At 60.9% G+C, this 23,703-nt stretch carries 25 protein-coding genes; 13 read left to right on the top strand and 12 right to left on the bottom strand.

Annotated features, from left to right (window positions below; translation table 11 throughout):
- The first annotated feature begins 185 nt into the window (after positions 1-185).
- Positions 186-605 carry a nuclear transport factor 2 family protein gene (locus tag AC1DYF_RS02580; RefSeq protein WP_477874927.1) on the top strand — a complete coding sequence of 140 codons (420 nt, stop codon included), beginning with the start codon at positions 186-188 and terminating at the stop codon, positions 603-605.
- A 30-nt stretch (positions 606-635) separates the two neighbouring features.
- Here AC1DYF_RS02580 and AC1DYF_RS02575 read toward each other — a convergent pair whose 3' ends face one another.
- Positions 636-1,346: a BA14K family protein gene (locus tag AC1DYF_RS02575; RefSeq protein ID WP_477874925.1), complete on the bottom strand. Its 711-nt coding sequence runs from the start codon at positions 1,344-1,346 to the stop codon at positions 636-638.
- A 251-nt stretch (positions 1,347-1,597) separates the two neighbouring features.
- On the opposite strand from AC1DYF_RS02575, the gene AC1DYF_RS02570 reads away from it, so the two are divergent.
- Positions 1,598-2,821 (top strand): argininosuccinate synthase, encoded by a 1,224-nt coding sequence (locus AC1DYF_RS02570; RefSeq protein WP_477874923.1) that lies wholly within the window; start codon positions 1,598-1,600, stop codon positions 2,819-2,821.
- 46 nt (positions 2,822-2,867) lie between these two features.
- Here AC1DYF_RS02570 and AC1DYF_RS02565 read toward each other — a convergent pair whose 3' ends face one another.
- Positions 2,868-3,356: a MarR family winged helix-turn-helix transcriptional regulator gene (locus AC1DYF_RS02565; protein WP_477874921.1), complete on the bottom strand. Its 489-nt coding sequence runs from the start codon at positions 3,354-3,356 to the stop codon at positions 2,868-2,870.
- A 168-nt stretch (positions 3,357-3,524) separates the two neighbouring features.
- On the opposite strand from AC1DYF_RS02565, the gene AC1DYF_RS02560 reads away from it, so the two are divergent.
- Complete coding sequence (locus AC1DYF_RS02560; protein ID WP_477874919.1) at positions 3,525-5,588, top strand: M3 family metallopeptidase; 2,064 nt, start codon at positions 3,525-3,527, stop codon at positions 5,586-5,588.
- A gap of 66 nt (positions 5,589-5,654) precedes the next feature.
- Here the strand turns inward: AC1DYF_RS02560 and AC1DYF_RS02555 are convergent, their stop codons facing one another.
- Complete coding sequence (locus AC1DYF_RS02555) at positions 5,655-6,233, bottom strand: DUF922 domain-containing Zn-dependent protease (RefSeq protein WP_477875129.1); 579 nt, start codon at positions 6,231-6,233, stop codon at positions 5,655-5,657.
- Positions 6,234-6,443: 210 nt separating this feature from the next.
- Here AC1DYF_RS02555 and AC1DYF_RS02550 point away from each other — a divergent pair, with 210 nt between their 5' ends.
- From AC1DYF_RS02550 to AC1DYF_RS02515, 8 genes are all read left to right on the top strand, one after another.
- Entirely contained in the window at positions 6,444-8,030 is a 1,587-nt protein-coding gene (locus AC1DYF_RS02550; protein WP_477874917.1) for an alkaline phosphatase D family protein, read from the top strand.
- 161 nt (positions 8,031-8,191) lie between these two features.
- Positions 8,192-8,668: a hypothetical protein gene (locus tag AC1DYF_RS02545; protein ID WP_477874915.1), complete on the top strand. Its 477-nt coding sequence runs from the start codon at positions 8,192-8,194 to the stop codon at positions 8,666-8,668.
- Position 8,669: 1 nt separating this feature from the next.
- The gene (locus AC1DYF_RS02540) at positions 8,670-9,143 is read left to right on the top strand and encodes a hypothetical protein (RefSeq protein WP_477874913.1); all 474 of its coding nucleotides are present in this window, start codon (positions 8,670-8,672) and stop codon (positions 9,141-9,143) included.
- 131 nt (positions 9,144-9,274) lie between these two features.
- Complete coding sequence (gene typA / locus AC1DYF_RS02535) at positions 9,275-11,107, top strand: translational GTPase TypA (protein WP_477874911.1); 1,833 nt, start codon at positions 9,275-9,277, stop codon at positions 11,105-11,107.
- 143 nt (positions 11,108-11,250) lie between these two features.
- Positions 11,251-12,294, top strand: a complete 1,044-nt coding sequence (locus tag AC1DYF_RS02530) for a GSCFA domain-containing protein (protein WP_477874909.1) — start codon at positions 11,251-11,253, stop codon at positions 12,292-12,294.
- Positions 12,291-13,088, top strand: coding sequence for a hypothetical protein (locus AC1DYF_RS02525; RefSeq protein WP_477874907.1), 798 nt, complete (start codon positions 12,291-12,293; stop codon positions 13,086-13,088). Before AC1DYF_RS02530 ends, AC1DYF_RS02525 begins: the two co-directional genes overlap by 4 nt.
- A 108-nt stretch (positions 13,089-13,196) precedes the next feature.
- Positions 13,197-13,622, top strand: coding sequence for an ester cyclase (locus AC1DYF_RS02520; RefSeq protein WP_477874905.1), 426 nt, complete (start codon positions 13,197-13,199; stop codon positions 13,620-13,622).
- Positions 13,623-13,870: 248 nt separating this feature from the next.
- A complete protein-coding gene (locus AC1DYF_RS02515; RefSeq protein ID WP_477874903.1) occupies positions 13,871-14,380 on the top strand; it encodes an N-acetyltransferase family protein in 510 nt (169 codons plus the stop codon).
- A 21-nt stretch (positions 14,381-14,401) separates the two neighbouring features.
- On the opposite strand, the gene AC1DYF_RS02510 is transcribed toward AC1DYF_RS02515, so the two are convergent.
- From AC1DYF_RS02510 to AC1DYF_RS02500, 3 genes are read right to left on the bottom strand one after another with little or no spacing between them, the layout of a single operon-like run.
- Positions 14,402-15,046, bottom strand: a complete 645-nt coding sequence (locus AC1DYF_RS02510) for a hypothetical protein (RefSeq protein WP_477874901.1) — start codon at positions 15,044-15,046, stop codon at positions 14,402-14,404.
- A gap of 3 nt (positions 15,047-15,049) precedes the next feature.
- A complete protein-coding gene (locus tag AC1DYF_RS02505) occupies positions 15,050-15,679 on the bottom strand; it encodes a hypothetical protein (protein WP_477874900.1) in 630 nt (209 codons plus the stop codon).
- Between the two features lie 24 nt (positions 15,680-15,703).
- A complete protein-coding gene (locus AC1DYF_RS02500; protein WP_477874898.1) occupies positions 15,704-16,327 on the bottom strand; it encodes a hypothetical protein in 624 nt (207 codons plus the stop codon).
- 171 nt (positions 16,328-16,498) lie between these two features.
- On the opposite strand from AC1DYF_RS02500, the gene ppa reads away from it, so the two are divergent.
- Positions 16,499-17,041: an inorganic diphosphatase gene (gene ppa, locus AC1DYF_RS02495; RefSeq protein ID WP_477874896.1), complete on the top strand. Its 543-nt coding sequence runs from the start codon at positions 16,499-16,501 to the stop codon at positions 17,039-17,041.
- A 99-nt stretch (positions 17,042-17,140) separates the two neighbouring features.
- Here ppa and AC1DYF_RS02490 read toward each other — a convergent pair whose 3' ends face one another.
- Positions 17,141-17,431, bottom strand: a complete 291-nt coding sequence (locus AC1DYF_RS02490) for a YggT family protein (RefSeq protein ID WP_477874894.1) — start codon at positions 17,429-17,431, stop codon at positions 17,141-17,143.
- 141 nt (positions 17,432-17,572) lie between these two features.
- On the opposite strand from AC1DYF_RS02490, the gene AC1DYF_RS02485 reads away from it, so the two are divergent.
- Entirely contained in the window at positions 17,573-18,826 is a 1,254-nt protein-coding gene (locus AC1DYF_RS02485; RefSeq protein ID WP_477874892.1) for an MFS transporter, read from the top strand.
- A 13-nt stretch (positions 18,827-18,839) separates the two neighbouring features.
- Here the strand turns inward: AC1DYF_RS02485 and AC1DYF_RS02480 are convergent, their stop codons facing one another.
- The 5 genes from AC1DYF_RS02480 to AC1DYF_RS02460 all read right to left on the bottom strand — a co-directional run bounded on the left by AC1DYF_RS02480 (position 18,840) and on the right by AC1DYF_RS02460 (position 23,703).
- Positions 18,840-19,577, bottom strand: coding sequence for a glutamine amidotransferase (locus AC1DYF_RS02480; protein WP_477874890.1), 738 nt, complete (start codon positions 19,575-19,577; stop codon positions 18,840-18,842).
- 14 nt (positions 19,578-19,591) lie between these two features.
- On the bottom strand, positions 19,592-20,029 hold the full coding sequence (locus AC1DYF_RS02475) for a tellurite resistance TerB family protein (protein WP_477874888.1): 438 nt from the start codon (positions 20,027-20,029) through the stop codon (positions 19,592-19,594).
- 27 nt (positions 20,030-20,056) lie between these two features.
- A complete protein-coding gene (locus tag AC1DYF_RS02470; RefSeq protein ID WP_477874887.1) occupies positions 20,057-21,730 on the bottom strand; it encodes a heme biosynthesis HemY N-terminal domain-containing protein in 1,674 nt (557 codons plus the stop codon).
- Between the two features lie 3 nt (positions 21,731-21,733).
- Positions 21,734-22,903 (bottom strand): COG4223 family protein, encoded by a 1,170-nt coding sequence (locus AC1DYF_RS02465; RefSeq protein ID WP_477874885.1) that lies wholly within the window; start codon positions 22,901-22,903, stop codon positions 21,734-21,736.
- Between the two features lie 77 nt (positions 22,904-22,980).
- Positions 22,981-23,703 (bottom strand): uroporphyrinogen-III synthase, encoded by a 723-nt coding sequence (locus AC1DYF_RS02460; RefSeq protein ID WP_477874883.1) that lies wholly within the window; start codon positions 23,701-23,703, stop codon positions 22,981-22,983.

The raw sequence follows: 23,703 nt of genomic DNA, 5'->3' as shown, positions 1-23,703 counted from the left end.
GCAGGCAGGGCGGCTATCGCCGATTCAGAAGGCGCGTCAGCGCATCGCCTCGAAAAATAAGAATGTGGTCGTGGAACTTCACTTGCAGCCTTCGGTAGTATGCAGCACTCTGCGGTGGGGGAAGACTGCTGAGCAGCGACGCTTTGCGCCACGCGCGCATCGACCAATCCATGGAGAACAAGAGGATGGACAAGCAGGACGTCATAGAACTCTTCGCACATCTGGAACACGGCGAAGGCACAAAGTTTTTCGACCATGTTGCGGATGATGTTGACTGGATTGTCCAAGGCACGCACCCGCTCGCCGGCCATTATCATTCAAAGCAGGCTTTCCAGGCGGGCACGTTCGCCAAGCTCTACAAGGTCCTGCCGCAGGGCACACAGCTCGTGGTGCAGAACGTGCTCATCGACGGCGATTGGGCGATTGTCGAGCTGCGCTCGATGGCGACGGCCAGGAATGAAATGCGGTTCGACAACCACTATTGCTGGCTCTGCCGCTTTGCCGACAAGCAGATCGTGGAAGTCCGGGCCTATCTCGACAGCTGGCTGGTCGGCGAGCTCTTCCGTCAGAACCCGATCGATGCGGACGCGCCGGCCACAGCCTGATCGATGGGCAGTCGAGCCTCGAAGGCCACGTCATCTACATTGCCGACGCGGCCCGCCGTCATAGGGCTGGTACGTATTGTCCTCGGCATCGTAGGAATGATAGCGGCTGGCACATGATCTGGCATGGGCGCTATCATTAATGCTCGCGGACTCGTCATAGGATGCTGCCTGAACCTCCGGCTGGCTTTCATTGCCTGTCATCTCGGATGGCTGCTGGGCAGTTGCGGCAGTACTGTCCGGGCTGGTTTCCGTCGCCACGATATCCAGCTTCGGCGACATGCAGGGACGCCGGCCACCACTATAGGGCTTATACGTGTCGTCGGCCGGGCGGTAGGACGCATAGCGACGCGAACACCACTCGACATGCGCCTGCTGGCTCGGATCGATCTTCTGATCGGGATCTATGGCCCCCGTGGTCATGTCGTCCACGCCACCTTGTGCATCCACTGCTGGCAGATTCGTACCGTTTCGAGGCGAATATGCCACGTTTCCGTCGATACCTGTCCTGTTTATGGTGGTGGCTGTCTCGGTGCCGGGCTGGCGTCGCGCCGGCAGCCGCGTCAGCACTTGCCGCTCGCGATGGACCAGCATCGGCTCGCTTGTCCAAAGGGAAGCCGTATCCATGTTCTGCGGCTTGAGTTGCGTCGTGCCGTGGGAGAGGGTGGTGCCGGTCACCACGCCACCAAGATAGGTCGCAACGGACAGAAGCAGACCCGCTATCAGAGCTGCAATCGTCTTCATTGGCCTTCTCCTGATTGACTTGTTGGTGGAGGAATGTTTCACGCCGAATCCGGTTCCCGATTTTCGGCCGGCCGCGCCGCACCGGCGATCACGGATTCCTGCCGCCGGTAACCTGTCGCGACTCCGCGCTCGGAAAAACCAACAACATTCATCGCCCCGAACCCGCACAGCGCCAATATCGCAAGGGCTTGCAACTGCCGCCAATCAGGCTAAAAGACCGCATTTCCTCGCCTCAACAGTGGAACACGGACATGGCGCTCCCCAAAGACGTAAAGAAAGTCGTGCTGGCCTATTCGGGCGGCCTCGACACCTCGATCATCCTCAAATGGCTGCAGACCGAACTCGGCGCCGAGGTCGTGACCTTCACCGCCGATCTCGGCCAGGGCGAGGAACTGGAGCCGGCGCGCAAGAAAGCTGAAATGCTCGGCATCAAGGAGATCTTCATCGAGGACGTGCGCGAGGAATTCGTCCGCGATTTCGTCTTCCCGATGTTCCGCGCCAATGCCGTCTATGAAGGCGTCTACCTGCTCGGCACCTCGATCGCCCGTCCGCTGATCTCCAAGCATCTCGTCGAGATCGCCAAGAGGACCGGCGCCGACGCCATCGCCCACGGCGCCACCGGCAAGGGCAACGACCAGGTCCGCTTCGAACTCTCGGCCTATGCGCTGAACCCGGACATCAAGGTCATCGCCCCCTGGCGCGAATGGTCGTTCAAGAGCCGCACCGACCTGCTCGACTTCGCCGAAAAGCACCAGATCCCGGTCGCCAAGGACAAGAAGGGTGAGGCCCCCTTCTCCGTCGACGCCAACCTTCTGCACTCCTCCTCCGAAGGCAAGGTGCTGGAAGACCCGTCGCAGGAAGCGCCGGAATATGTGCACATGCGCACCATTTCGCCGGAAGCAGCACCCGACAAGGCCACCGTCATCAAGGTCGGCTTCGAAAAGGGCGACGCCGTGTCGATCAATGGCGAGCGCATGAGCCCCGCCACCCTGCTCGCCGCGCTCAACAATTACGGGCGCGACAATGGCATCGGCCGTCTCGATCTGGTCGAAAACCGCTTCGTCGGCATGAAATCGCGCGGTGTCTACGAGACCCCCGGCGGCACGATCCTGCTCACCGCCCATCGCGCCATTGAGTCCATCACCCTGGACCGCGGCGCGGCACATCTCAAAGACGATCTGATGCCGCGCTATGCCGAGCTCATCTATTACGGTTTCTGGTTCTCGCCGGAGCGCGAAATGCTGCAGGCCGCGATCGACCTGTCGCAGCGCCATGTCGAAGGCGAAGTGACGCTGAAGCTCTACAAGGGCAATGTCATGGTCACCGGCCGCGAGAGCCCGAAATCGCTCTATTCCGACCAGCTCGTCACCTTCGAGGACGACCAGGGCGCCTACGACCAGAAGGACGCAGCCGGCTTCATCAAGCTCAACGCGCTACGTCTCAGGACGCTCGGCAAGCGTAACCTGAAGGTCTGATCGCTAAGAATTGGAGTTGAGAGGCGGCGGAGCAATCCGCCGCTTTTTATGCGATGACCGCTTCGACGACCGGCTCCTGCGCCGGCTTGTCGGCCAGCAGCCCCTGCAGATTGTTGCGCACCGTCTTCAGCGCCGCCTGAAACACCTTGCGGGTTTCGGCGTCGAGACCGTTCTGGATCTGGTCGAACAGTTTCGACGTTTCCTGCTGGACGCTGGCCAGCATGCGGTCGGCATCGTCAGTCGTGCGCACGTTCTTGGCGCGCCGGTCACTGGGGTCCTGACAGCGGGCGATGAGATTGAGTTTCTCCAAGCGATCGAGATAGGCGCAGACGGTCATCGGCTCGACACCCATGCGATCAGCGATAATGTTCTGCCGCGCGCCTTCCGTAGCGGCGACATAGACAAGCGTGCGCGCCTCGGCCGGGGTGATATCGAGCCCCGCCTCCGTAATGCGCCGCTCGAAGGCGACGCGGAGCAGGCGAGCGGTCTCGGTGATCAGGAATCCGAGCGAATCAGGATTGGCTTTCAGCGGCATGTTTTGGTCTCGGTTAATAATAAGATAAACTTATTATATATTGTTATGGTTTTCAAGCGAAAACGTGATGTGAGATTTCCGTAGCAGGTGTCAGCGCCGGTCGCAATTCCGTTGTCTTTGCGCCTATATAGGCGAGAGACCGGTTTTGATTTGCAAGGAATGCCAGAAATGACGGACGCCACCGCGCTGAACCAAGCGATTTTCATCTGGGAAGGGCCGCATGGCCTGCCTCGCTTCGATCAGGTGAAAGACGAGGATTTCAAACCCGCCTTCGACCATGCGCTTGCCGCCCACGATGCGGAAATCGACGAGATCGCCAACAATCCGGAAGCGCCGACCTTCGCCAACACGATCACCGCCCTGGAAATCGCCGGCGATGCTCTGTCGCGGGTTTCCGCGCTCTTCTGGAACAAGGCCGGATCCGACACCAATGACACGATCCAGCATCTCGAGCGGGAAATCTCGCCGGAAATGTCGCGGCACTATTCGCGCATAGGCCAGAACGAGACATTGTTCAAGCGCATCGACACGCTCTGGGAAAGCCGCGACACGCTCGGCCTGACGCTCGAAGAGACCCGCGTGCTGGAGCGTCACTGGAAAGGTTTCGTGAAATCCGGCGCCAAGCTGCCGAAGGAGCAGCAGCAGCGCTTGGCCGCCATCAATGAGCGGCTGGCGAGCCTCGGCGCCAATTTCGGCCAGAACGTGCTCGCCGACGAGAAGAGCTGGGTGCTGTATCTCTCGACGCAAGACGAACTCACCGGCCTGCCGGATTTCCTCCGCGACGCCATGGCGGGTGCTGCCGCCAACCACGGCGAGGCAGGCAAATTCGCCGTCACGCTATCGCGCTCGATCATCGAACCCTTCCTGACCTTCTCGGATAATCGCGAACTGCGCGAACAGGCTTTTCGCGCCTGGATCGCCCGTGGCGAAAACGAAGGCCCGACCGACAACCGGGGCATCGTCGCCGAGACGCTGGAACTGCGTGCCGAAAAGGCAAAGCTGCTCGGCTATCCGCATTTCGCCGCACTGAAGCTCGACAACACGATGGCCAAGACCGCCGAGAATGTAAACGGCCTGTTGATGCAGGTCTGGGAAAAGGCACGGCTGCGGGCGCTCGAGGAAGAAGCCGATCTTGCCCGCGTGATTGCCGGGGATGGCAAGAACCATTCCGTCGAGCCCTGGGACTGGCGCCACTATGCCGAAAAGCTGCGGACGCAGAAATTCAATTTCTCCGAAGGCGAACTGAAGCCCTATCTGCAGCTCGAAAAGATCATCGACGCCTGCTTCGCCACCGCGTCGCGGCTTTTCGCCATCAAGGCGGTTCCGCGCACGGATATTGCCGGCTATCACCCTGATGTCCGGGTCTTCGAGATCCGCGATTTCAACGGCAACCTGATTGCGCTGTTCCTCGGCGACTATTTTGCCCGGCCGTCGAAACGCTCCGGCGCCTGGATGAGCTCGTTCCAGAGCCAGCATAAGCTGACACTGAAGAATGGCGCGCACGGCGAAATACCGATCATCTACAATGTCTGCAATTTCGCCAAGCCGGCCGAGGGTCGTCCGGCGCTGCTGTCGCTCGACGATGCCCGCACGCTGTTCCACGAATTCGGCCATGCCCTGCATGGCATGCTCTCCAACGTCACCTACCCGTCGGTTTCCGGCACGGGCGTGGCGCGCGATTTTGTCGAGCTGCCGTCGCAGCTCTATGAACATTGGTTGACAGTGCCGGCGATCCTCAAGGAATTCGCCGTGCACTATGAGACCGGCGTGCCGATGCCCGAGGCGCTGCTCGACAAGGTGCTGGCAGCCCGTACCTTCAATTCCGGCTTCGCTACCGTGGAATTCACCTCTTCGGCCCTGGTCGACATGGCCTTCCACACCCGAGAACCGAGCGAGCCGCCGATGACGGTCGAGCGTGAAGTGCTGACGGAAATCGGCATGCCGTCTTCCATCGTCATGCGCCACCGCACACCGCATTTTTCTCACGTCTTCTCCGGCGACGGCTATTCGGCCGGCTATTATTCCTACATGTGGTCGGAAGTGCTCGACGCCGACGCCTTCGACGCCTTCATGGAAACCGGCAACCCGTTCAATCCGGAAACGGCGAAGAAGCTGAAGGACAATATCTACTCGGCCGGCGGCTCTGTCGATCCGGAAGACGCCTACAAGGCCTTCCGCGGCAAGCTGCCGAGCCCGGATGCCATGTTGAGGAAGAAGGGATTGGCCGCCTAATCTTTCTTCGGCTGCGGCATATCGGCATGGCGGCGGATCATTTCCACTCGCCATGCGGCTTCGGAGCTACGGCCCATTCACCAGCGCCAAAATCAATTGGTGGACATTGCCGCCGTCGGCGAGTTCAGCGCGATCGAAATCACGGTTGCGCTGTTGATGCGCGGCCGAAAGCGCCGCCAGCCGCCTCGTCAATTCAGTTCGAATTTTTGTGCAGTCCGGATCGTCCGGGACGGTCAACCCGACGCTCGTGGTTTCGATCTGCTGGGCCAGCTCCACGATCATCGCGCCATGCTGTCGCTCATGCGCACGCACGTCGGTGATGAACCGTTCCCAGTTGCCACGAACGCCTGACGGCAGCGAGGTCGACGGCTTGGGCAAAGCGTAGGTGATCGTCAATTTCGGCCACGCCGAGACCAGCATGCAGGCACGGCCCCGGGGCTGGTAATCTCTCGTCCAGGTCAGCTTGAAACTGGTATGAGCGATGACGCGCTGTCCATTGGTAGCCTTCGGGCCATGCTTTCCAATCGAAGCATAGAGTTCGGCACCGGTCCTGCCGGAAATCGCGTAGGTCCTGATGACTTCGACCGCCTTCCAATCCTCAGCCATCACCGCGGATGGCGCGAAGCAAGCGACCACCAGCGTCATCTTGGCGAAATTGGACAAAAAAGCGCCCCAACAATACACAGACAATTCAGTCACAATCGCTGGCATCCTCTTCTAACCGCCTGAAAACGTGATGTTATCTTTGTCACAAAAGCATAACGGAAACATCATCGCTTATTTACCGCCCTGACACGAATTCCCTGTTTGCTCCGCGCTTCGGCGCACGCACCCGCCGACAGACAGGAGAGATCAATGTCGAACATCTTCAATTCCGTCACCCGTCGCACGCTGCTCAAGGGCAGCGCCGCCACGAGCCTGACCATGTCGGGCCTCGCCACCCCCTTCTATGCCCGCGCCGCCAGTGCGCCCGCCTTCACCCACGGTGTTCAGTCCGGCGATGTCGATGCCGGTTCCGGCATGATCTGGACGCGCGTCGACCGCCCCTCGCGCATCATGATGGAAGTCTCGACCGTCGAGAGTTTCAAGGACCCGATCCGTCTGCCGCCGATGAACGCACTGCCGGACACCGACTTCACCGTCAAGCGCCTGGTCGAGAACCTGCCGTCCGACCAGGAGATCTTCTACCGCTTCACCGCTGCCGACCTGCAGGACATCAATGTCGTCTCGCAGCCCATCACCGGCCGTTTCCGCACCGGCCCGTCGTCGCGCCGCAGCGTCCGCTTCGCCTGGTCGGGCGACACGGTCGGCCAAGGCTGGGGCATCGATGACAAGGGCATGTATTCCTATTCGACGATCGCCAAGCACCAGCCAGATTTCTTCATCCATTCCGGCGACACCATCTATGCCGATGGCCCGCTCAAGGAAAGCATCGACCTTAAGGATGGCACCAAATGGGTCAACAAGGTGATCACCCCGGAAAAGACCAAGGTCGCCGAAACGCTCGACGAATATCGCGGCCAGTGGAAATACAACATGATGGACGAACATGTCCGTGCGCTCTCGGAAATCTGTCCCACGTTCTTTCAGTGGGACGATCATGAAGTACTCAACAACTGGTCTTCCTCCAAGGACCTGTCGCACGACGACCGCTACAAGGAAAAGTCGATCTTCCTGCTCTCGGCCCGCGCCGCCCAGGCCTTCCACGAGATGACGCCGATCCGCTACCAGCCGGCCGAGCCGGGCCGGGTCTATCGTAAAATCTCCTATGGCCCGATGCTCGACGTGTTCTTCCTCGACCTTCGCACCTATCGCGGCCCGAACGGTCCGGACATGGAAACGGTTTTGGACGACAAGTCGCGCATTATCGGCGCCGAACAGATCCGCTGGCTGAAGCGCGAACTCGCCAATTCCCGCGCCACCTGGAAGGTGCTGGCCTGCGACATGCCGCTTAGCCTCGTGGTCTGGAATACTTTCGACAAGGACAACAAGGGGCATGGCATCGAAGCTGTCGCCAATGGCGACAACGGCGCGCCGAAGGGCCGCGAGCTCGAAATCGCCGACCTGCTGCGCTTCATCAAGGACGCCAATATCAACAACACGATCTGGCTGACGGCGGACGTGCACTATACTGCCGCTCACTACTACAATCCGGACAAGGCGCAGTTCCAGGACTTCAACCCGTTCTGGGAATTCGTCTCCGGCCCGATCCATGCCGGCACCTTCGGCCCGAACGAACTCGACATGACCTTCGGCCCGGAAGTGAAATTCATCAGCGCACCGACCAAGGAACAGGGCCAGAACCTGCCGCCGTCAGCCGGCCTGCAATTCTTCGGCCTGATCGATATCGACAGCGCCACCGAACAGCTGACTGTGCGGCTGATGAACCGCGACGACAAGGAACTGTGGAAGGTGACGCTCGATCCGGTCCGCACGGCCTGATCGGCTCATTCCGGCATCGACGAGGCGCACTCCTATGCGCCTCGTCTCTCCCCCGAATAAATCTCTCTCCCACACCGTTCCTGCTCCAGCCGCGCGACGATTTTTCTGCTGCGCAAAACAACGGATGCGCTAGTCTCGCGAAGAAGGGACTGGAGGGGATGATGGTGGATACGACGGGCGAACGCAGAACCGGCTGGCTGGGCGGCACCGTCGGCGTCATTCTCGTTATCATGGGTCTGATCTGCCTTAGCGTCGGTGGCACACCCTTCAGCTTCGTCCTGTCCGAATGGATCGCGCACGGCTACGTCTTCGAAAATATCGAGATGGCCTTCGATTGGGTGTTCGGCCTCATCGGCGCGGGCATCATCGCGCTCGGCCTGGTCTTCTTCGGGATTTTTCTGCGTATCGTCCGCTGGCCCGTGGGCAGCCTGCTGCTGTCGATCATCGCTGCCGGATTCCTGCTCGCCACCTTCCTGATCTATTCGCGCACCGGCAATCCACCTGACAGCATCGAGATCGTCATTCTTGAGGGCCTGTGCATTCTCGGCCTGTTCGTCGTGGCACTGCCGCCCTTCCTGCACTGGCTCCTGGCCCGGCGGCGGGCAGCGGTCGCCGGCAATCTGCCAAAGGCGCCTTGACATGACCGAGCCGACGGCAAGCATTCCGGGATCGCCGACACCGCGCGGCAACGCGCCGGTGGTCATCCGTTTCATCCTCGCTATCCTGCTCGGCATACCCGGGATCGTCGGTCTTATCGCCTTCAGCATGCTGCTTGGCGACTGGCTGCACAACGGCTTTCAATTCGATCGATCGCCCTATTCGTTCACATCTCTCATCCTGATCGCCGCCGAGAGCGGCGTCTGCTTCTCAGTACTGGCCGTCGGCATCATCCTCCGTTATGCCCGCTGGAAGGCGGCGCCGACGGCGAGCCTGGTCCTGGCGATCCTGTCGGCCGTGGTGATCGTTGTCGGCTACCAATTGATGATCGATTGCCTGGGACCGGAGGATACCGACGACCAGCAGGTGGCCATGGTGTTTTCCGTCCTCGGCCTGATCCTGATTTCCGTACCACCGCTGCTCCATTGGTGGAAGGCAGGCAAAATCCGGTCCTGAGCCAGCGAATTAAGCGCGATTCGCCTTTATCGGCCCGCCCCCTTTCGCAAATGCAAAAAAGAAGGTAAGAGGCCGCCAAATGAATTGGCGCCCCCTCCCAGCATTGCGCCCCAAGCTCAGAGATTTGTCCGATGAAGATTCGCAATATCGCGATTATTGCTCACGTTGACCATGGCAAAACGACGCTGGTCGACGAACTCCTGAAACAGTCCGGTTCCTTCCGCGAAAACCAGCGCGTTGCAGAACGCGTGATGGATTCCAATGACCTCGAAAAGGAACGCGGCATCACCATTCTCGCCAAGGCGACGTCGGTCGAATGGCACGGTCACCGCATCAACATTGTCGACACGCCCGGCCACGCCGATTTCGGCGGCGAGGTCGAGCGCATCCTCTCCATGGTGGACGGCGCCATCGTCCTCGTCGACTCCTCCGAAGGCCCGATGCCGCAGACCAAGTTCGTGGTCGGCAAGGCACTCAAGGTCGGCCTCAGGCCCATCGTGGCGATCAACAAGATCGACCGCCCGGATGCACGCCACGAGGAAGTCGTCAACGAAGTCTTCGACCTCTTCGCCAATCTCGACGCCACCGACGAGCAGCTCGATTTCCCCATCCTTTACGGTTCGGGCCGCGCCGGCTGGATGAACTACAATCCGGAAGGTCCGACCGAAGAAGGCTTGGCCCCCTTGCTCGACCTCGTGCTCAAGCACGTTCCGGAGCCGAGCGTCGGCGAGGCGGACGGCGCCTTCCGCATGATCGGCACGATCCTCGAAGCCAATCCCTTCCTCGGCCGCATTATCACCGGCCGTATCCATTCCGGCTCGATCAAGCCGAACCAGTCCGTCAAGGTGCTCGGCCAGGACGGCAAGCAGATCGAAACCGGCCGTATCTCGAAAATCCTCGCCTTCCGCGGCATCGAGCGCACGCCGATCGATGAAGCCCATGCGGGCGACATCGTCGCCATTGCCGGCCTGTCCAAGGGCACGGTCGCCGACACGTTCTGTGATCCTTCGGTCACCGAAGCGCTGCATGCCCAGCCGATCGACCCGCCGACCGTGACCATGTCCTTCATCGTCAATGACAGCCCGCTTGCCGGCACCGAAGGCGACAAGGTGACGAGCCGCGTCATCCGCGACCGCCTGCTCAAGGAAGCCGAAGGCAATGTGGCGCTGAAGATCGAGGAAGCCGAAGGCAAGGATTCCTTCTACGTCTCCGGCCGCGGCGAACTTCAGCTCGCGGTTCTCATCGAAACCATGCGCCGCGAAGGTTTCGAACTCGCTGTCTCGCGTCCGCGCGTCGTCATGCACAAGGACGATGCCGGTACGCTGCTCGAGCCGATCGAAGAAGTTGTCATCGACGTCGATGAGGACCATTCCGGCGTCGTCGTGCAGAAGATGAGCGAACGCAAGGCCGAAATGGTCGAGCTGCGTCCCTCCGGCGGCGGCCGCGTCCGCCTGCGCTTCTTCGCCCCGACCCGCGGCCTGATCGGTTATCAGTCGGAACTGCTGACCGACACCCGTGGCACCGCGATCATGAACCGCCTGTTCCACGATTATCAGCCCTTCAAGGGCAATATCGGTGGCCGCGTCAACGGCGTTCTGCTCGCCAATGCCGCCGGCGAAGCTGTGGCTTATGCGCTGTTCAACCTCGAAGACCGCGGCCCGATGATCATCGATCCGGGCGAGAAGGTCTATATGGGCATGATCGTCGGCATCCACACGCGCGACAACGACCTCGAAGTCAACGTGCTCAAGGGCAAGCAGCTGACCAACATCCGTTCGGTCAACAAGGACGAGGCCGTCAAGCTAACCCCGCCGATCCGCATGACGCTCGACCGTGCGCTTTCCTGGATCCAGGAAGACGAACTGGTCGAGGTGACACCGAAGTCGATCCGCCTGCGCAAGATGTTCCTCGACGCCAACGACCGCAAGCGCTTTGACAAACAGAAGGCGGCCGGCGCCGCCTGATCCCTGCGGATCGGATGTGATTTTCTGCACCGGGCGCCTCCACAGGCTCCCGGTTTTTGCATATCGCTGACCAGTTGTGGCGCTTGACATGCCCCAAACTTGCGGCGTCTAAGACAGCAGTCATCACTGTCGCAGGTACTTGGATGAAGACGCCTTATTCTGATCTGCCGCCGGAGCGCTATTGGAAGACGGGCGTCGCCGAACTTCATCCGTCCACGATACAAAACCTCTACCGGAAGAAATTCCCGATCGCGGCGACCGACAGGATTGCCACCGCGGGCAGCTGCTTTGCCCAGCATGTCGCGCGCCACATGCGGGCACGCGGCTACAACATCCTCGATGTCGAGCCGCCGATCGAAGGCACACCGCACGACATTGCGCAGAAATATGGCTACCTCGTCTATTCCGCGCGCTACGGCAATATCTACACCGCCCGGCAGCTGCTGCAGCTCCTGCAGGACGCCGACACGCTGGAAGTTCGCGACGAGGACATCTGGGAAAAGGACGGCCGGTACTTTGACGGCCTGCGGCCCAGCGTCGAGCCTGGCGGCTTGCCAACCAGAGAGGAAGTCAAGGCGCAGCGCCTCGATCATCTCAAGCGCGTCGATCGCCTGATGCGCGAGACGGACGTGCTGGTGTTCACGCTCGGCCTGACCGAAGCTTGGAAACATAGCGAGAGCGGCACGGTTTATCCGACCTGCCCCGGCGTGCTCGCCGGTGCGTTCGACAACCGCCGCCACGAATTCGTCAATTTCGATTTCGTCGATGTCTATCGGGACATGAAAAAAGCCCGCAAGATCCTCAAGGCGATAAACCCTTCGATCCGGCTGCTCCTCACCGTATCGCCCGTGCCGCTCACAGCCACTGCCTCGACCGACCATGTGCTGGCGGCGACGACCTATTCCAAGTCCGTCCTGCGCGCCGTCTGCGGTTCGCTGACGAAGGAATTCGACGATATCGACTATTTCCCGTCGTTCGAGATCATTGCATCGCCGTTTTCCAAGGGCTTCTTTTACGAGCCCAATATGCGCAGCATCACGGAAATGGGCGTCGAGACCGTGATGAAGGTGTTCTTTTCCGAACATTCCGACGTCGGCGCCCCACCTGCGTCGCGCAAGCGCAAAGGTCAGAGCAACCGCAGGGACGTCATCTGCGAAGGCGCGCTGCTTGAGGCATTCGCCAAATGAGCACCAGGGGATGCGTGATCGGCAATTCCCATGTTGCCGCGCTCAAGCTCGGCTGGCAGGCAGTGAAGGCTGATTACCCGGAGATCGAGCTCGATTTCTTCGCCGGCCCGAGACAGCGCCTCGGCAAGACATTCGTCCGCAAGGGCGTCCTGACGACAAAGGACGAAATCGTGGCCGAAAATCTCCGGCTGACCGGCGGCAGCGACAAGATCGACCTTCGATCCTATGATTTCTTCTGCGTCTCCGGCGGCGGCGCCAGTTCCCGGATCCTGCTGCTGATGCAGGCCAGTCACATGCCCTACGGCGGCTCCAATTCCGGGGAAATGTACATATCCGAAGCCTATCTTCGCACGTGCTACGAAGCCCGCCTGCGGCAGTCGGCGGCAAAGCATCTGGTCGACCTTCTGACCGAGGCGTCCCAGGCGCCGGTTTTCTACGTCCCCGATCCGCATCTCAGCAATGAGCGGGATGTGCTGGCGCGCTCCCTGGGCGCCGTGTTGAAAGTGGAGGCGCGGAACGGCTTCGACCTTTCTCGGCTAATTTTCACCGAGACGGTCGAAAGCGTCTTCTCGAACGCCACGGAAATCCTCTTCCAGCTACCCGAGACATTGGATGGTCGCTTGCTGACGAAAGTTGAATTCGCGCGTGGTCCGGGCCTCTCCCAAGCCACGGATCAGGGGGACGACGAGCCCGAAGACGCCGACTTCGGCGATATTTTTCATCTCAACAGCCAGTACGGGGCATTGTTCTGGACGGAATTCTTCCGGCAACACCGGTTGAATGGCGACACCTAATTTCGGAAATCCACCGATTCCGCGGGAAAATTTCCCGCCCGGTTCATCCGCAAAGCCGTGCATTCCGTAAAAGGACTGCGCGGTTTTTGCGCTTCAAGGGAGGTTATCATGGCTTCGAACAGGGAGTTGATTACGCGTGCCGTCGAGCGCTGGAACGCCGGCGATCTCGATGGCTATCTCAGGCTCTATGACGCGAATATCCGGCTGCACGGCTTCTCGCCGGAGCCGATGAATAAGGCAGGCGTGACAGAATTCTACAGGTCGGTTTTCGCAGGCCTGACCGAGCCGGGCAAACCTGCGCCCAAACTCGACATTGTCGACATGATTGAAGATGGCGACAAGATCGCTACGCGGTTCGTCATGTCCGGACGGCATTCGGGAACATTCATGAATGTTCCCGCCAGCGGCAACGACTATGTTCTGCCCGGAATGACAATCCTGCAGTTCGGCAATGGCGCCGTGATCGAACGCTGGTCGAGCGCCGACATGCTCGGCCTGATGGCCCAGATGGGCGCGATTGCGATGGCTGCCTGACCGGCGGCAAGCTGGCCAGGGTGTTGTTGGTGAAGGACCCTTCGAGGCCCCGTTCCACCCAAAGCCCAACCTATTTCCACACGTCATCTGGAGCCCGGTGCGATGCGCCGGGTTTTTTGTTGGGTACATCGCAGAAACCCGCTTGCCCTACGCCTTAAAAAGCCGTTAACTTTTTGCCAAGGCGCCGCGCAGGTGACGCCATAGGATCTGTATCATATTGAAACATAAGTGAATTCGGCGGTCGCAAAATGAGTACATTGTCGATCGAAGTCAGGAAAGCCGAGCCGCGAGATGCGCGCGCCGTCTCCGATGTGCACCGGGTTTCCTGGCTGCAGTCCTATAGCGGCCTGATCCCGCACAAGGTGCTGCAGCAGATGCTGGAGCGCCGCGGCGAGGACTGGTGGCGCCGCGCCGCCCACGGAACCTCGACGCTTCTGGTCCTCGACATTGCCGGCCGGATCACCGGCTATGCCACGATCGGTCTCAATCGCGCCCGCGCCCTGCAGCAAGAAGGCGAGATCTACGAGATTTACCTGCTGCCGGAATTCCAGGGTACCGGGCTCGGCCACTATCTCTTCCGCGAATGCCGCAATGTGCTGAGCGGCCTCGGCTTTGCCGGGCTCGCCGCCTGGTGCCTGGAGGAAAGCGCCCAGGCCGCCACCTTCTTCCGCGCCACCGGCGGCATGGACATTGCCGAGGGCATGGAGGATTTCGGCAGCGTGTCGCTGAAGAAACTCGGCTTCGTCTGGCCAGATTGAATATAGTAGGCGATATATCGCCTACTGTTGTTTTTCGGGGCCTGGAAAATTTGTCGATGGATCGTTGCCCGGTTCGGTTTTGGCGCCGTGGAAACTTGCCCGATCCCTGCCGCAAACAAAGCCAGCCGCCATCTCGTCGGCCACCTGCCGCGCTATTCCATTCGGATCGGGATTTTTTCGCGCATCGACATAGCCGATGACGCAGCCGCGCTTGTCATTTGGCTGGCCGACGCGCGAAATCACCAGCACCTGTCTCTCATGGCCTTTGTCGATCATGCCGGTGTCGGGATCGGGATTCTGGATGAAGAATCGCACGATCGCCGCATAAGGCTTGCCATCCGCGCCAAGCCGCCACTCGATCTTGCGGCCGGCATAGTTGAACGGGCCGAAGGTCTCGAACGCCCCGTCGATGATCGCCTGGTCGAGATAGCCGAAATGCAGGGTCTGACGCATATCGCCTTCCGCGTAATAAACCGGATAGTCTTTGTAGCCCCTGCAGCGCAGCGACACGAAGTCGGCCGGCCCGTCATTCGCATCGGGTTTCGCCATGGATTGGCAATGGTCGGTGTCGAGATCGGTATAGACACTTGCTCCTGCCAGGGCCAAAGCTGGCAGGAACGATGCAGCGAGGGCGCCTGCGGTCAGGATGGATCGTCTATAGTACATCCATCACTCCCCGAACGAAGCGCTGAGATCAGACGCCTTGTCGCCGCGCTTGCCGTGATAGACGGCCTGATCCTTCTTGCAGCGGAAGCCCTGCGCGATGTCGTCGGCAACCTGGCGTGCAATGTCGTTGGCATCCTTGTTCGCAAGCGCATCGACCATGCCCACGACGCAGCCCGTCTCGTCTCCCGGCTGACCGACTTTCGAGATCACCAGGACCTGGCCTTTCAGCTTGTCGCTCGACATGCCTGTCGCCGGATCGATATTGGCGAGGAGGAAGCGGTGGATCGCCGCCCGTGGCACGCCCTGCGCATCCAGGCGCCACTCGATCTTCTCGGCAGCGCTGTTGAACGGCGTGAAGGATTCCCAATAGTTCGTGATCACATCCTGCGACAGGTGACCGTAATGGATGCTCACCCGCGCATCGCCTTCGTCATAGTAGACATCATAATCCCTGTAGCCGGGGCAGATCAGTTCGACCGAACCGGTTTCGGCATCGTTGTCGGCCTTTGCCGGATCGACCGGCTTGCACTTGTTATTCTGCAGCGGAAAGTCAGTGTAGACGCTCTCATTGGCGAAAGCCGGCGCTGCACCGATAAGGGCCACAAGGGCCAATGACACAATCCATCTCGACATTTCGTTCCCCCCGAATGCAATGACCTACTGATCAAAAAAATAGGTCTGGAAATCGGCCGCCTTATCCTCACGCTGGCCGTGATAATCCGCCTTGTCCTTGCCGCAGGCAAAGCCAGGCGCCAGATGATCGGCGACTTCCCGCGCCATCGCGTTGGCGTCCTTGTTGGCCAGCGCATCGACAAGGCCCACCACGCAACCGGCTCGCCCGCCCGGCTGGCCGACCTTGGAGATTACCAGCACCTCGGCCCGCGGTTCCTTCCCATCTTCTCCACCGGAGCCGACATAGAACCGGTGGATCGCCGCAAACGGCCTGTCTTTCGCATCGATCCGCCACTCGATCTTATCGGCTGCACTGTTGAACGGCGAAAACGATTCCCACATGCTTGCCGTCGTGGTCCTGGCCGGATCGCCGTAATGCACCGTCGTCCGCTCGTCGTCGGTATGATACTCGACCGGATAGGCCTTGTAGCCCGGACAGATGACCGACATTACCCCGAGGTCGATGTCCTCCTGGGTCGCCGCATCGCCCACCTGCTTGCAGCTGCCATTGTCGATGTCGAGCACCGTATAGGCGCTCTCCGCCGCAACAGCCCCGCCAGCCATTGGAGGCGCAGTCAACAGTACGATTGCAAAGACAGAATGACGCATGAACCCGATCCTTGTTCAGCAGGGAAAACGGTCGAGCGTGCCGCTGTATTCATTCCCAACCCCGGCAGTTCAGGCCTTTCTTAAGCATCCGGCATCGTTCCGAAGAACAATATTGTTTTCCCTGGGGGATTCCTATATCGCGGTGCAATATCGCGGTCATTGGAGACTCCTATGCGTATAGACGCCATTGCCATCGGAAAGAACCCACCCGAAGACGTCAACGTGATCGTGGAAGTGCCGGTCGGCGGCCACCCGATCAAGTACGAGATGGACAAGGAAGCCGGCACGCTGGTGGTAGACCGTTTCCTCTACACGCCGATGACCTACCCGGGCAATTACGGCTTCGTGCCGCACACGCTCTCCGATGACGGCGACCCGATCGATGTGCTGATCGCCTCCACCCGCCCGCTGGTGCCGGGTTGCGTCATCAATGTCCGCCCCATCGGCGTGCTGATGATGGAAGACAATTCCGGCAAGGACGAGAAGATCATTGCCGTGCCGTCGCCGAAGCTGACGCTGCGCTATGAAAAGGTGCACGAATATACCGACATGCCGGAGATCACGCTCAAGCAGATCGAGCACTTCTTCGAGCATTACAAGGATCTGGAACCCGGCAAATGGGTGAAGGTATTCGGCTGGGAAGGTTCGGCCAAGGCCAAGGAACTGATCCTCGAATCCATCGACCGGGCCAATGCAGCAAAGACGGCCAAGTAAGCCGGAATATCCGAGTTTCTGCTGAAACCCTCCGGATCGCACTCGATCCGGAGGGTTTTTTCGTAGAGCCCGCTACAGGTACGCCGTGCCGTCAACCGCTCAGCCGTAGTTGTTGGCGACCCAGACGATCACTTGCTGCAGGAAAAAGATAATGACCAGAACGACGAGCGGCGACAGATCAAGCCCATTCATGTTCGGCAGGAAGCGGCGAATCGGCCGATAGACTGGCTCGGTGATCGCATAGAGCGCGCTGCCGATCTGATTGACGAACTGATTTCTCGTATTGATGACGTTGAATGCATAAAGCCAAGAGAAAATGGCTGAAACGATGACGAAGAACCACACTATGTTGAGAATGTAATTCAACGTGGAAAGAATGACGATCAGCATAGGGTCCTCTTGGTTTCCTCCGGCTGGACGGAGGGTTTGAAGTTGACAGACAGATAATCATTCGCTCTTTATCGGGCAAGAGCGCCCCGACGCGCTCGGTTCTCATGCTTAACGCGTGAATCCTTCACGAAAGTTGCGGTTATGAATGCTTCTACGGCGAACGACCGTTTTGCCGCCTTCCGGCATCGTTCCTATGTGCTGCTTTTCTTCGCGCGTTTCATGGCAGCCTTCGCCGCGGAAGTCATCTCGATCGCGGTCAGCTGGCAGATGTTCGCCGAGACGAAAAGTGCCTTCTATCTCGGCCTTGTCGGCCTGGTGCAGTTCCTGCCGTCGCTGCTGCTGATCCTGGTGACCGGTACGGTGATAGACCGATATAATCGCCGCGTCATCGTCTCGATCTGCATGATGGTCAGCGCGCTTTGCAGCGCCGCACTCCTGCTGATCACCCTGACCGGCTCATTTTCGCCGCTGCTGGTCTTCGTGATCCTCACCATCTTCGGCATCGAGCGCGCCTTCATGAGCCCGGCCGTGTCCTCGCTTTCGCCCAATCTCGTTCCGGCCGAGGATCTGCCGAATTCCTTCGCCTGGAACTCGTCGTCCTGGCAGGTCGCCTCGATTACCGGCCCTGTCGCCGGCGGCCTGCTCTACGGCATCGGTTCGTCGGTCGCCTATGTCGTCGCACTTGCCTTCATGATCGCCGGCGCGGTCCTTGTCTTCATGATCCCCAAGCCAGCACAGAAGACCATGGGCGAACCGACAAGCTGGACTTATCTGCTGGCGGGTTTCGGCTATATCAAGCGGCAGAAGATCGTGCTCGGCGCCATCTCGCTTGATCTCTTCGCGGTGCTGCTCGGCGGCGCGACAGCGCTGATGCCGATCTACGCATCGGAAATTCTCGTGCTTGGTCCGATCGGCCTCGGCATATTGCGCGCCGCCTCCGGCCTGGGCGCGATTGCCATGGCGCTTTACCTCGCCGCCTTCCCGATCCGCCGCTATTCCGGCTTCAAGATGTTTTCCGGCGTGGCGCTGTTCGGCGCTGCGACCATCGTCTTCGGCGTCTCCTCCTCGTTCGGGCTGTCGGTCGTTGCTCTGGCGCTGATGGGCGCCGGCGACATGATATCGGTCTATGTGCGCGAAACCCTGATCGCGCTCTGGACGCCGGACCACGTGCGCGGCCGGGTGAACGCCGTCAATTCGGTCTTCATCGGTGCGTCCAACGAACTTGGCGCATTCCGCGCCGGCTCGATGGCGGCCGTCTTCGGCGCCGTTCCCGCCGTCGTCATCGGTGGGCTGGGCACACTCGCGGTGTCGATCGCCTGGTCGCTGATCTTCCCGCAACTTCGCCGGATCGATACGCTGCAGGCGCCGAAGGGAGAGGAGATTGCGGTGAGCTGATCGTCAGGCCTGACTAAGCCGCCTGCACCAATCTGTGCCCGAAAACGGTGTCGAGCATATTGCCCATCCAGATCTTTAGCGCCGCATCATGCAGGAACCGCCCTTCGAGATGCCTGTCGCCGGTCTGCGCGTTCGGCAGCTCGAACCGATGCGCACCGCGCACCACCCAGCGCTGCATCATCACCCGTGTCAGCTCGCCGTGGAACTGCACGCCCCAGGCATTCTGACCATAGCGGATCGCCTGGTTCTCATAAGTGTGCCCGCGCGCAAGCAGCGTCGCGCCCGAGGGCAGGTCGAAACCCTCGCGGTGAAAATGATAGACCATGTTCGGCCAGTCCATCAGCTTGCGGCCGGCCTCGGTCGCTTCCAGCGGATACCAGCCGATTTCCGTGAACCCTTCGGTATGGCTGCCGACCTTGCCGCCGAGCTGCTTGACCAGCATCTGCGCACCAAGGCAAATGCCCAGGAACGGCCGGTTCTCCTTGAGCGGCACGGAGACCCAATCGATCTCCTCCTTGACATAATCATGCTCGTCATTGGCGCTCTGCGGGCCGCCGAAGACGATGGCGCCGGCATGATTGCGCAGCGTATGCGGCAGCTTCTGGCCGAGCGCCGGACGACGGATATCGAGCCTGTAGCCGCGCTCGACGAGCATCTGGCCGGCGCGGCCGGGTGTGGAGGTTTCCTGGTGGAGAACGATGAGGATGGGCCGGTCGTCGACCTTCTTGGTTCTTGGGGCAGCGCGCAGCATGATGGTCCGGACAGTCAGTGTTTCTGGCGGCCTTCCGCCTCCTGCCTGAGATCCACACGATCACGACCGGACACCCCTATCAGCTCCGCAATGCGCCAGACCAGATGGTCTTCGAGTTCGTTGCGATCGTTGTCCGCGTGAACGATCTGCCAGAGCATGGCGATGAATTCCGCTTTCTGGCGGTCATCAAGAGCCCGATTGATGCGCGATGTAAAGCGGAAAAGATCGACAGAATCCTCTTCCTCGCGCTTCGCTGCCTTCAGCATGGCCTCGAATTCGCCCTTGCTGAGGTTGAAATAGGAGCGGATCGCCGCCTCCAGCACATCATTCTCGACGTCGCGGATGATGCCGTCGGCCTGGATGACATGCAGCGCCAGTGCCACGATCGCGACGACGACAGTATCGGGCTCCTCCGCCGGTGCCTCGGCGGAGAGCGAATGCAGGAATGCCATCAGCCTATCGAACATCGCCCCTCGCTGTCAGAATAACCGAAAGCCGTTCTTTTCCGGCTGCTTGCCGGCCTTGACGCCCGGATCATCCGGCGCGCCGCCGAAGAACGGCTTGTCGTCAGCAGCCGCCTCTCGCGCCGGCACTGGCTTCTGCGCCTCTGCTTTCGGCGACGCCTCTGCCACGACAGCCGCTGTCGACACCTCCACGACCGGCTTGGCAGGAACGGCCTCGGCGGCGATGACAGGAGTTGTCTCCGTCGTCCGACCGTTCAACACCTCGGCAATCCTAGCGCTCTCAGGAGCCTTCACTTCATTGTAGCTTACCTTGGACTCTGGCGCCGGCTCGGTTTTGGCATCCGGAAGCTGGCGGAACGCTTCCGCGGCCTTGTTGAAATCCTTGCCTTCGATCGCAAGCGGTGCTGCTGCGACGGCGCGCTTCCATTCGAAGGCATCGAGCCGGCCGCTGACCGGCGAGATCGGAAGCCAGTATGGCGACACCCGGCCGTCCGCCACCCATTCCGGATCGCGCTGCGCCCGCAGCGCCTGTGACAGCCAATGGCGCACGCGCGCCTGATCGCCGGTCTCGGCCTCCTCGATATCGGCCATCAGCATATAAATGCTCTCGCGCTCGTCGATCTTCGCCGCAGCTTCAGCCTTGCGGCGCGCAGTGGCGAAATCGCGTGCATCATAGGCAGCGGATGCAGAGGCGTAGAGCGCTTCGTAGGCTGTCGGCTGGATCGCCTCCAGCCGCTCCGCGCGACGCTGCTTGTCAGCCGCAGACGCGCCGCCGGCCGCGAGATACGCGGCGGCAAGTTCGGAATTCGGCGCCAGCCGCCAGACCTGTTCGAGCGTCGCCATCGCCTTGCGGCTGTTGTTCTCGCGCAGATAGGCTTTTGCCGCGATCGTCGCGGCCGGAATCAGCGCCGGCGCCAGCTTCAGCGCGGCACCCGCATCGTCGCGGGCGCCCTTCGGATCGCTTTCGAGCCGTGCCAGCGCCCGGCCGGTGAGCAGCACGGCCTTCTTGCGGTCATGCTGCTTGCGATCCATGCCGGCAAGCACGCGCTGCTGCTCCAAGAGCCGAATGGCATCGTCGAAGCGCCCCGCCTGCGCCCGATATTCGAGCGTGGCATCGGCRGCCCAGGGCAGATGCGGCGCCTTCTCCACTGCCTTTTCCGCATAGTGGCGGGCGGCCTCGTGCGCACCCAACCGCTGGGCTTCGAGATAGAGCCCGCGCAGGCCGAGTTCGCGGGTTTCGGGATCCTCGGCCATCGCCTCGAATTTCTTGCGCGCATCCTCGGTCTTGCCCTCGATCAGCGAGGCCTGGGCTTCGAGCAGATGAATGAGCGGCTCCTGGTCGGCTCGGATCAGTCCCTTGGTCCGATCCAGCATTTTCCGCGCCAGCGGCGCATCGCCCGAACCTACCGCAATCAGGCCGGTCGACAGCGCCTGGTAGCCGCGATCGCGCTTGCGGGCACGAAAATAGCGCGTCACCGAATGCGGCGAGGTCCAGATGGTGCGGATGAGCCACCAGGTAAACATGATGAGCGCGACGAGCACGACCAGCATGGTCGCCGCCACCATCAGGCTCATTTCGATGCGCTTGCCCTGCCAGATGACGAAGAGATCGCCCGGCCGTTCGGCGAGCCAGGAAAAGCCGAAACCCAGCGCCAGGATCACCAGGAAATAGATGAGGATACGGATCATGGTTCAGCCCTTGGTCTCGGTGCCCTGCACCGCCTTGGTCAGTGTCGAGCCGACCAGTTCTTCGACGCGGATGCGTGCGCTCAGCGACTTGGCATAATCAGCGGAGGCTTGCTTGCCTGCGGCTGGCAGCTTCTGCCATTCCGCATCGGCGCCCTTCAGGTCGCCATTGGTAAGCTTCGTCTCCATGCGCGCCACGATCGCCTCGGGCGTATCACCCTCGACATTGCCGACCGGCCGAACCTTTACGACGGAGAAGGCACTGGAAAGCAGCCGGTCGGTCAGGCTCTGGTTCGGATTGCCGGCATTGATCGCGCCGATAATGCGATCGGCGACATCGGAAAATTGCGCCACAAGATCGGTGCGCGAAGGCACGCCGGTCGCGGCAAAGGATTTCAGCTCCTTGACCGCCGGGTCATTGGCATCGATGCCGGCCAGCGTGTCGAGCTCGGCTGTGAACGGGCCGCCACGATCGATCGCCGCCTTCAGGCCGGCCGAGGCAATGGCAACGGCGACCTGGATATCGTCACGTGGCTCGCTCGTCTTCTTCTCCAGGGCTTCAAGCCTGAGCAGGAGCGCTGCCTTCATCTCATCTTCGGTCTTCTTCTGGTCGGCGAGTGCCGTCTTCAGCCCAGCGACCTCGTCGTTCAGCGCCGAAATCCGCGCGTCGGCATCAGCCGAGAGGCCGTTCGGCTGCGGCACGGTGGCGAGCTTCTTCTCGATCGCGGCGATCTTGTCGTTGACCGGAGTAAAATCGACCTCGGGCTTGGCTTCCTTCAGCGCCGCGACCGACGACTTCATCGCTTCGACATCGCCCGACAACATGTTGAGCGTGCCGGCCGTCTTGTCGTCAGACCCCATATTCGGCAGGACGCCCCAATATTGCAGGCCGGCGGCACCCGCCAGCACGACGACACCGACCACAAAGCTTGCGGCCAATAGCGAGCCGCGGCTGCCCTGTTGTGCCGCCGGCTGTTGCGATGGTTGAGGCTGCTCCGCCTGTGCAGTCTGCGGCTCCTCGGCCGCCGCCACCGGCTCGTCCGAAGGAGATGCCTTCACGTCCTCGTCGGTGCCTTCCGCCTCGCCGGGCGTGACAGGTTTCACCTCTTCCGGCGACAGATCGATGGTGCGCGGATCGTCATTGCTTTTGGAATGGCGGGTCGGGTCCGTGTCCATGGTAAGCCCTTCTTGGTTATAGTCAGAACCTTAGCGGAGCGCCGCCGCACCGCAAGGCCTTTCTGCCGCTTCCGCGGTCAGAGCAGATCGATGAGTTCGTCCTCGTCCGGATTCGTGCTTACGACGACACTTTCCCGCAATTCCTCCGGGACTGCATCGGCTATATTGCGACTGAGGCAAAAGAACAGCGTTTTCCTTAACGATTCCTTGCTTTGCCGAAAAATCTCCAGATCGAAGAAAGCCTTGGCATTCTCCCGCGAAAACAGAAACGCGGCATCGACCGGCCGGTTCACCACGAGTTGCTGCAGCTTCGGCATCGGATAGACGATCGGCTCCATCTCGTAGATTTCCGCCGTCACGCAGTCGACATCATTGTCCCTGAGCGTTTCCTCGAAAATGCCGCTGCGCTTGTGGCCGGCGAGATAAAGGATCGGGTTGGTATCCAGCGAGCCCACGGCAAGACCAGCCACCTGCCCCGCCAGGTCGTTGCCGCTGCCGCTGGCGGAGATCACATCGGTGAAGCCGGCTTCCTTGGCGATTCGCGACGTCGCTTTGCCGACGGTGAACACCGTTACCCCGAGATAGGGCTTCAGATCCGGCCCGAGCGCCTGAAGGCAGCGCACCGCCTCGGCCGAGGTAATGGCCAGCGCCGAATATTTCGACCGCAAGGCATCTGAAAGATGCGGCAGATCGTGGATCGGCCGGAAGAGCGGAAACGCAACCGGCTCATGACCCAAAGCCGCCAGCTTTTCGGCCGTCTGCCTGGCCTGCAGTTCGGGCCGCACGATCAGCACACGCAT

Source organism: Rhizobium sp. P2_G9 (assembly GCF_056403475.1).
The sequence above is the reverse complement of the archived record's forward strand: the minus strand, read 5'-3'. Positions and strand labels throughout refer to the sequence as shown.

Coding starts and splice junctions, on each gene's coding strand:
- AC1DYF_RS02580 (WP_477874927.1), top strand. CDS start 186: ATGGACAAGCAGGACGTCATAGAACTCTTCGCACATCTGGAACACGGC.
- AC1DYF_RS02575 (WP_477874925.1), bottom strand. CDS start 1,346: ATGAAGACGATTGCAGCTCTGATAGCGGGTCTGCTTCTGTCCGTTGCG.
- AC1DYF_RS02570 (WP_477874923.1), top strand. CDS start 1,598: ATGGCGCTCCCCAAAGACGTAAAGAAAGTCGTGCTGGCCTATTCGGGC.
- AC1DYF_RS02565 (WP_477874921.1), bottom strand. CDS start 3,356: ATGCCGCTGAAAGCCAATCCTGATTCGCTCGGATTCCTGATCACCGAG.
- AC1DYF_RS02560 (WP_477874919.1), top strand. CDS start 3,525: ATGACGGACGCCACCGCGCTGAACCAAGCGATTTTCATCTGGGAAGGG.
- AC1DYF_RS02555 (WP_477875129.1), bottom strand. CDS start 6,233: ATGACGCTGGTGGTCGCTTGCTTCGCGCCATCCGCGGTGATGGCTGAG.
- AC1DYF_RS02550 (WP_477874917.1), top strand. CDS start 6,444: ATGTCGAACATCTTCAATTCCGTCACCCGTCGCACGCTGCTCAAGGGC.
- AC1DYF_RS02545 (WP_477874915.1), top strand. CDS start 8,192: ATGGTGGATACGACGGGCGAACGCAGAACCGGCTGGCTGGGCGGCACC.
- AC1DYF_RS02540 (WP_477874913.1), top strand. CDS start 8,670: ATGACCGAGCCGACGGCAAGCATTCCGGGATCGCCGACACCGCGCGGC.
- typA (WP_477874911.1), top strand. CDS start 9,275: ATGAAGATTCGCAATATCGCGATTATTGCTCACGTTGACCATGGCAAA.
- AC1DYF_RS02530 (WP_477874909.1), top strand. CDS start 11,251: ATGAAGACGCCTTATTCTGATCTGCCGCCGGAGCGCTATTGGAAGACG.
- AC1DYF_RS02525 (WP_477874907.1), top strand. CDS start 12,291: ATGAGCACCAGGGGATGCGTGATCGGCAATTCCCATGTTGCCGCGCTC.
- AC1DYF_RS02520 (WP_477874905.1), top strand. CDS start 13,197: ATGGCTTCGAACAGGGAGTTGATTACGCGTGCCGTCGAGCGCTGGAAC.
- AC1DYF_RS02515 (WP_477874903.1), top strand. CDS start 13,871: ATGAGTACATTGTCGATCGAAGTCAGGAAAGCCGAGCCGCGAGATGCG.
- AC1DYF_RS02510 (WP_477874901.1), bottom strand. CDS start 15,046: ATGTACTATAGACGATCCATCCTGACCGCAGGCGCCCTCGCTGCATCG.
- AC1DYF_RS02505 (WP_477874900.1), bottom strand. CDS start 15,679: ATGTCGAGATGGATTGTGTCATTGGCCCTTGTGGCCCTTATCGGTGCA.
- AC1DYF_RS02500 (WP_477874898.1), bottom strand. CDS start 16,327: ATGCGTCATTCTGTCTTTGCAATCGTACTGTTGACTGCGCCTCCAATG.
- ppa (WP_477874896.1), top strand. CDS start 16,499: ATGCGTATAGACGCCATTGCCATCGGAAAGAACCCACCCGAAGACGTC.
- AC1DYF_RS02490 (WP_477874894.1), bottom strand. CDS start 17,431: ATGCTGATCGTCATTCTTTCCACGTTGAATTACATTCTCAACATAGTG.
- AC1DYF_RS02485 (WP_477874892.1), top strand. CDS start 17,573: ATGAATGCTTCTACGGCGAACGACCGTTTTGCCGCCTTCCGGCATCGT.
- AC1DYF_RS02480 (WP_477874890.1), bottom strand. CDS start 19,577: ATGCTGCGCGCTGCCCCAAGAACCAAGAAGGTCGACGACCGGCCCATC.
- AC1DYF_RS02475 (WP_477874888.1), bottom strand. CDS start 20,029: ATGGCATTCCTGCATTCGCTCTCCGCCGAGGCACCGGCGGAGGAGCCC.
- AC1DYF_RS02465 (WP_477874885.1), bottom strand. CDS start 22,903: ATGGACACGGACCCGACCCGCCATTCCAAAAGCAATGACGATCCGCGC.
- AC1DYF_RS02460 (WP_477874883.1), bottom strand. CDS start 23,703: ATGCGTGTGCTGATCGTGCGGCCCGAACTGCAGGCCAGGCAGACGGCC.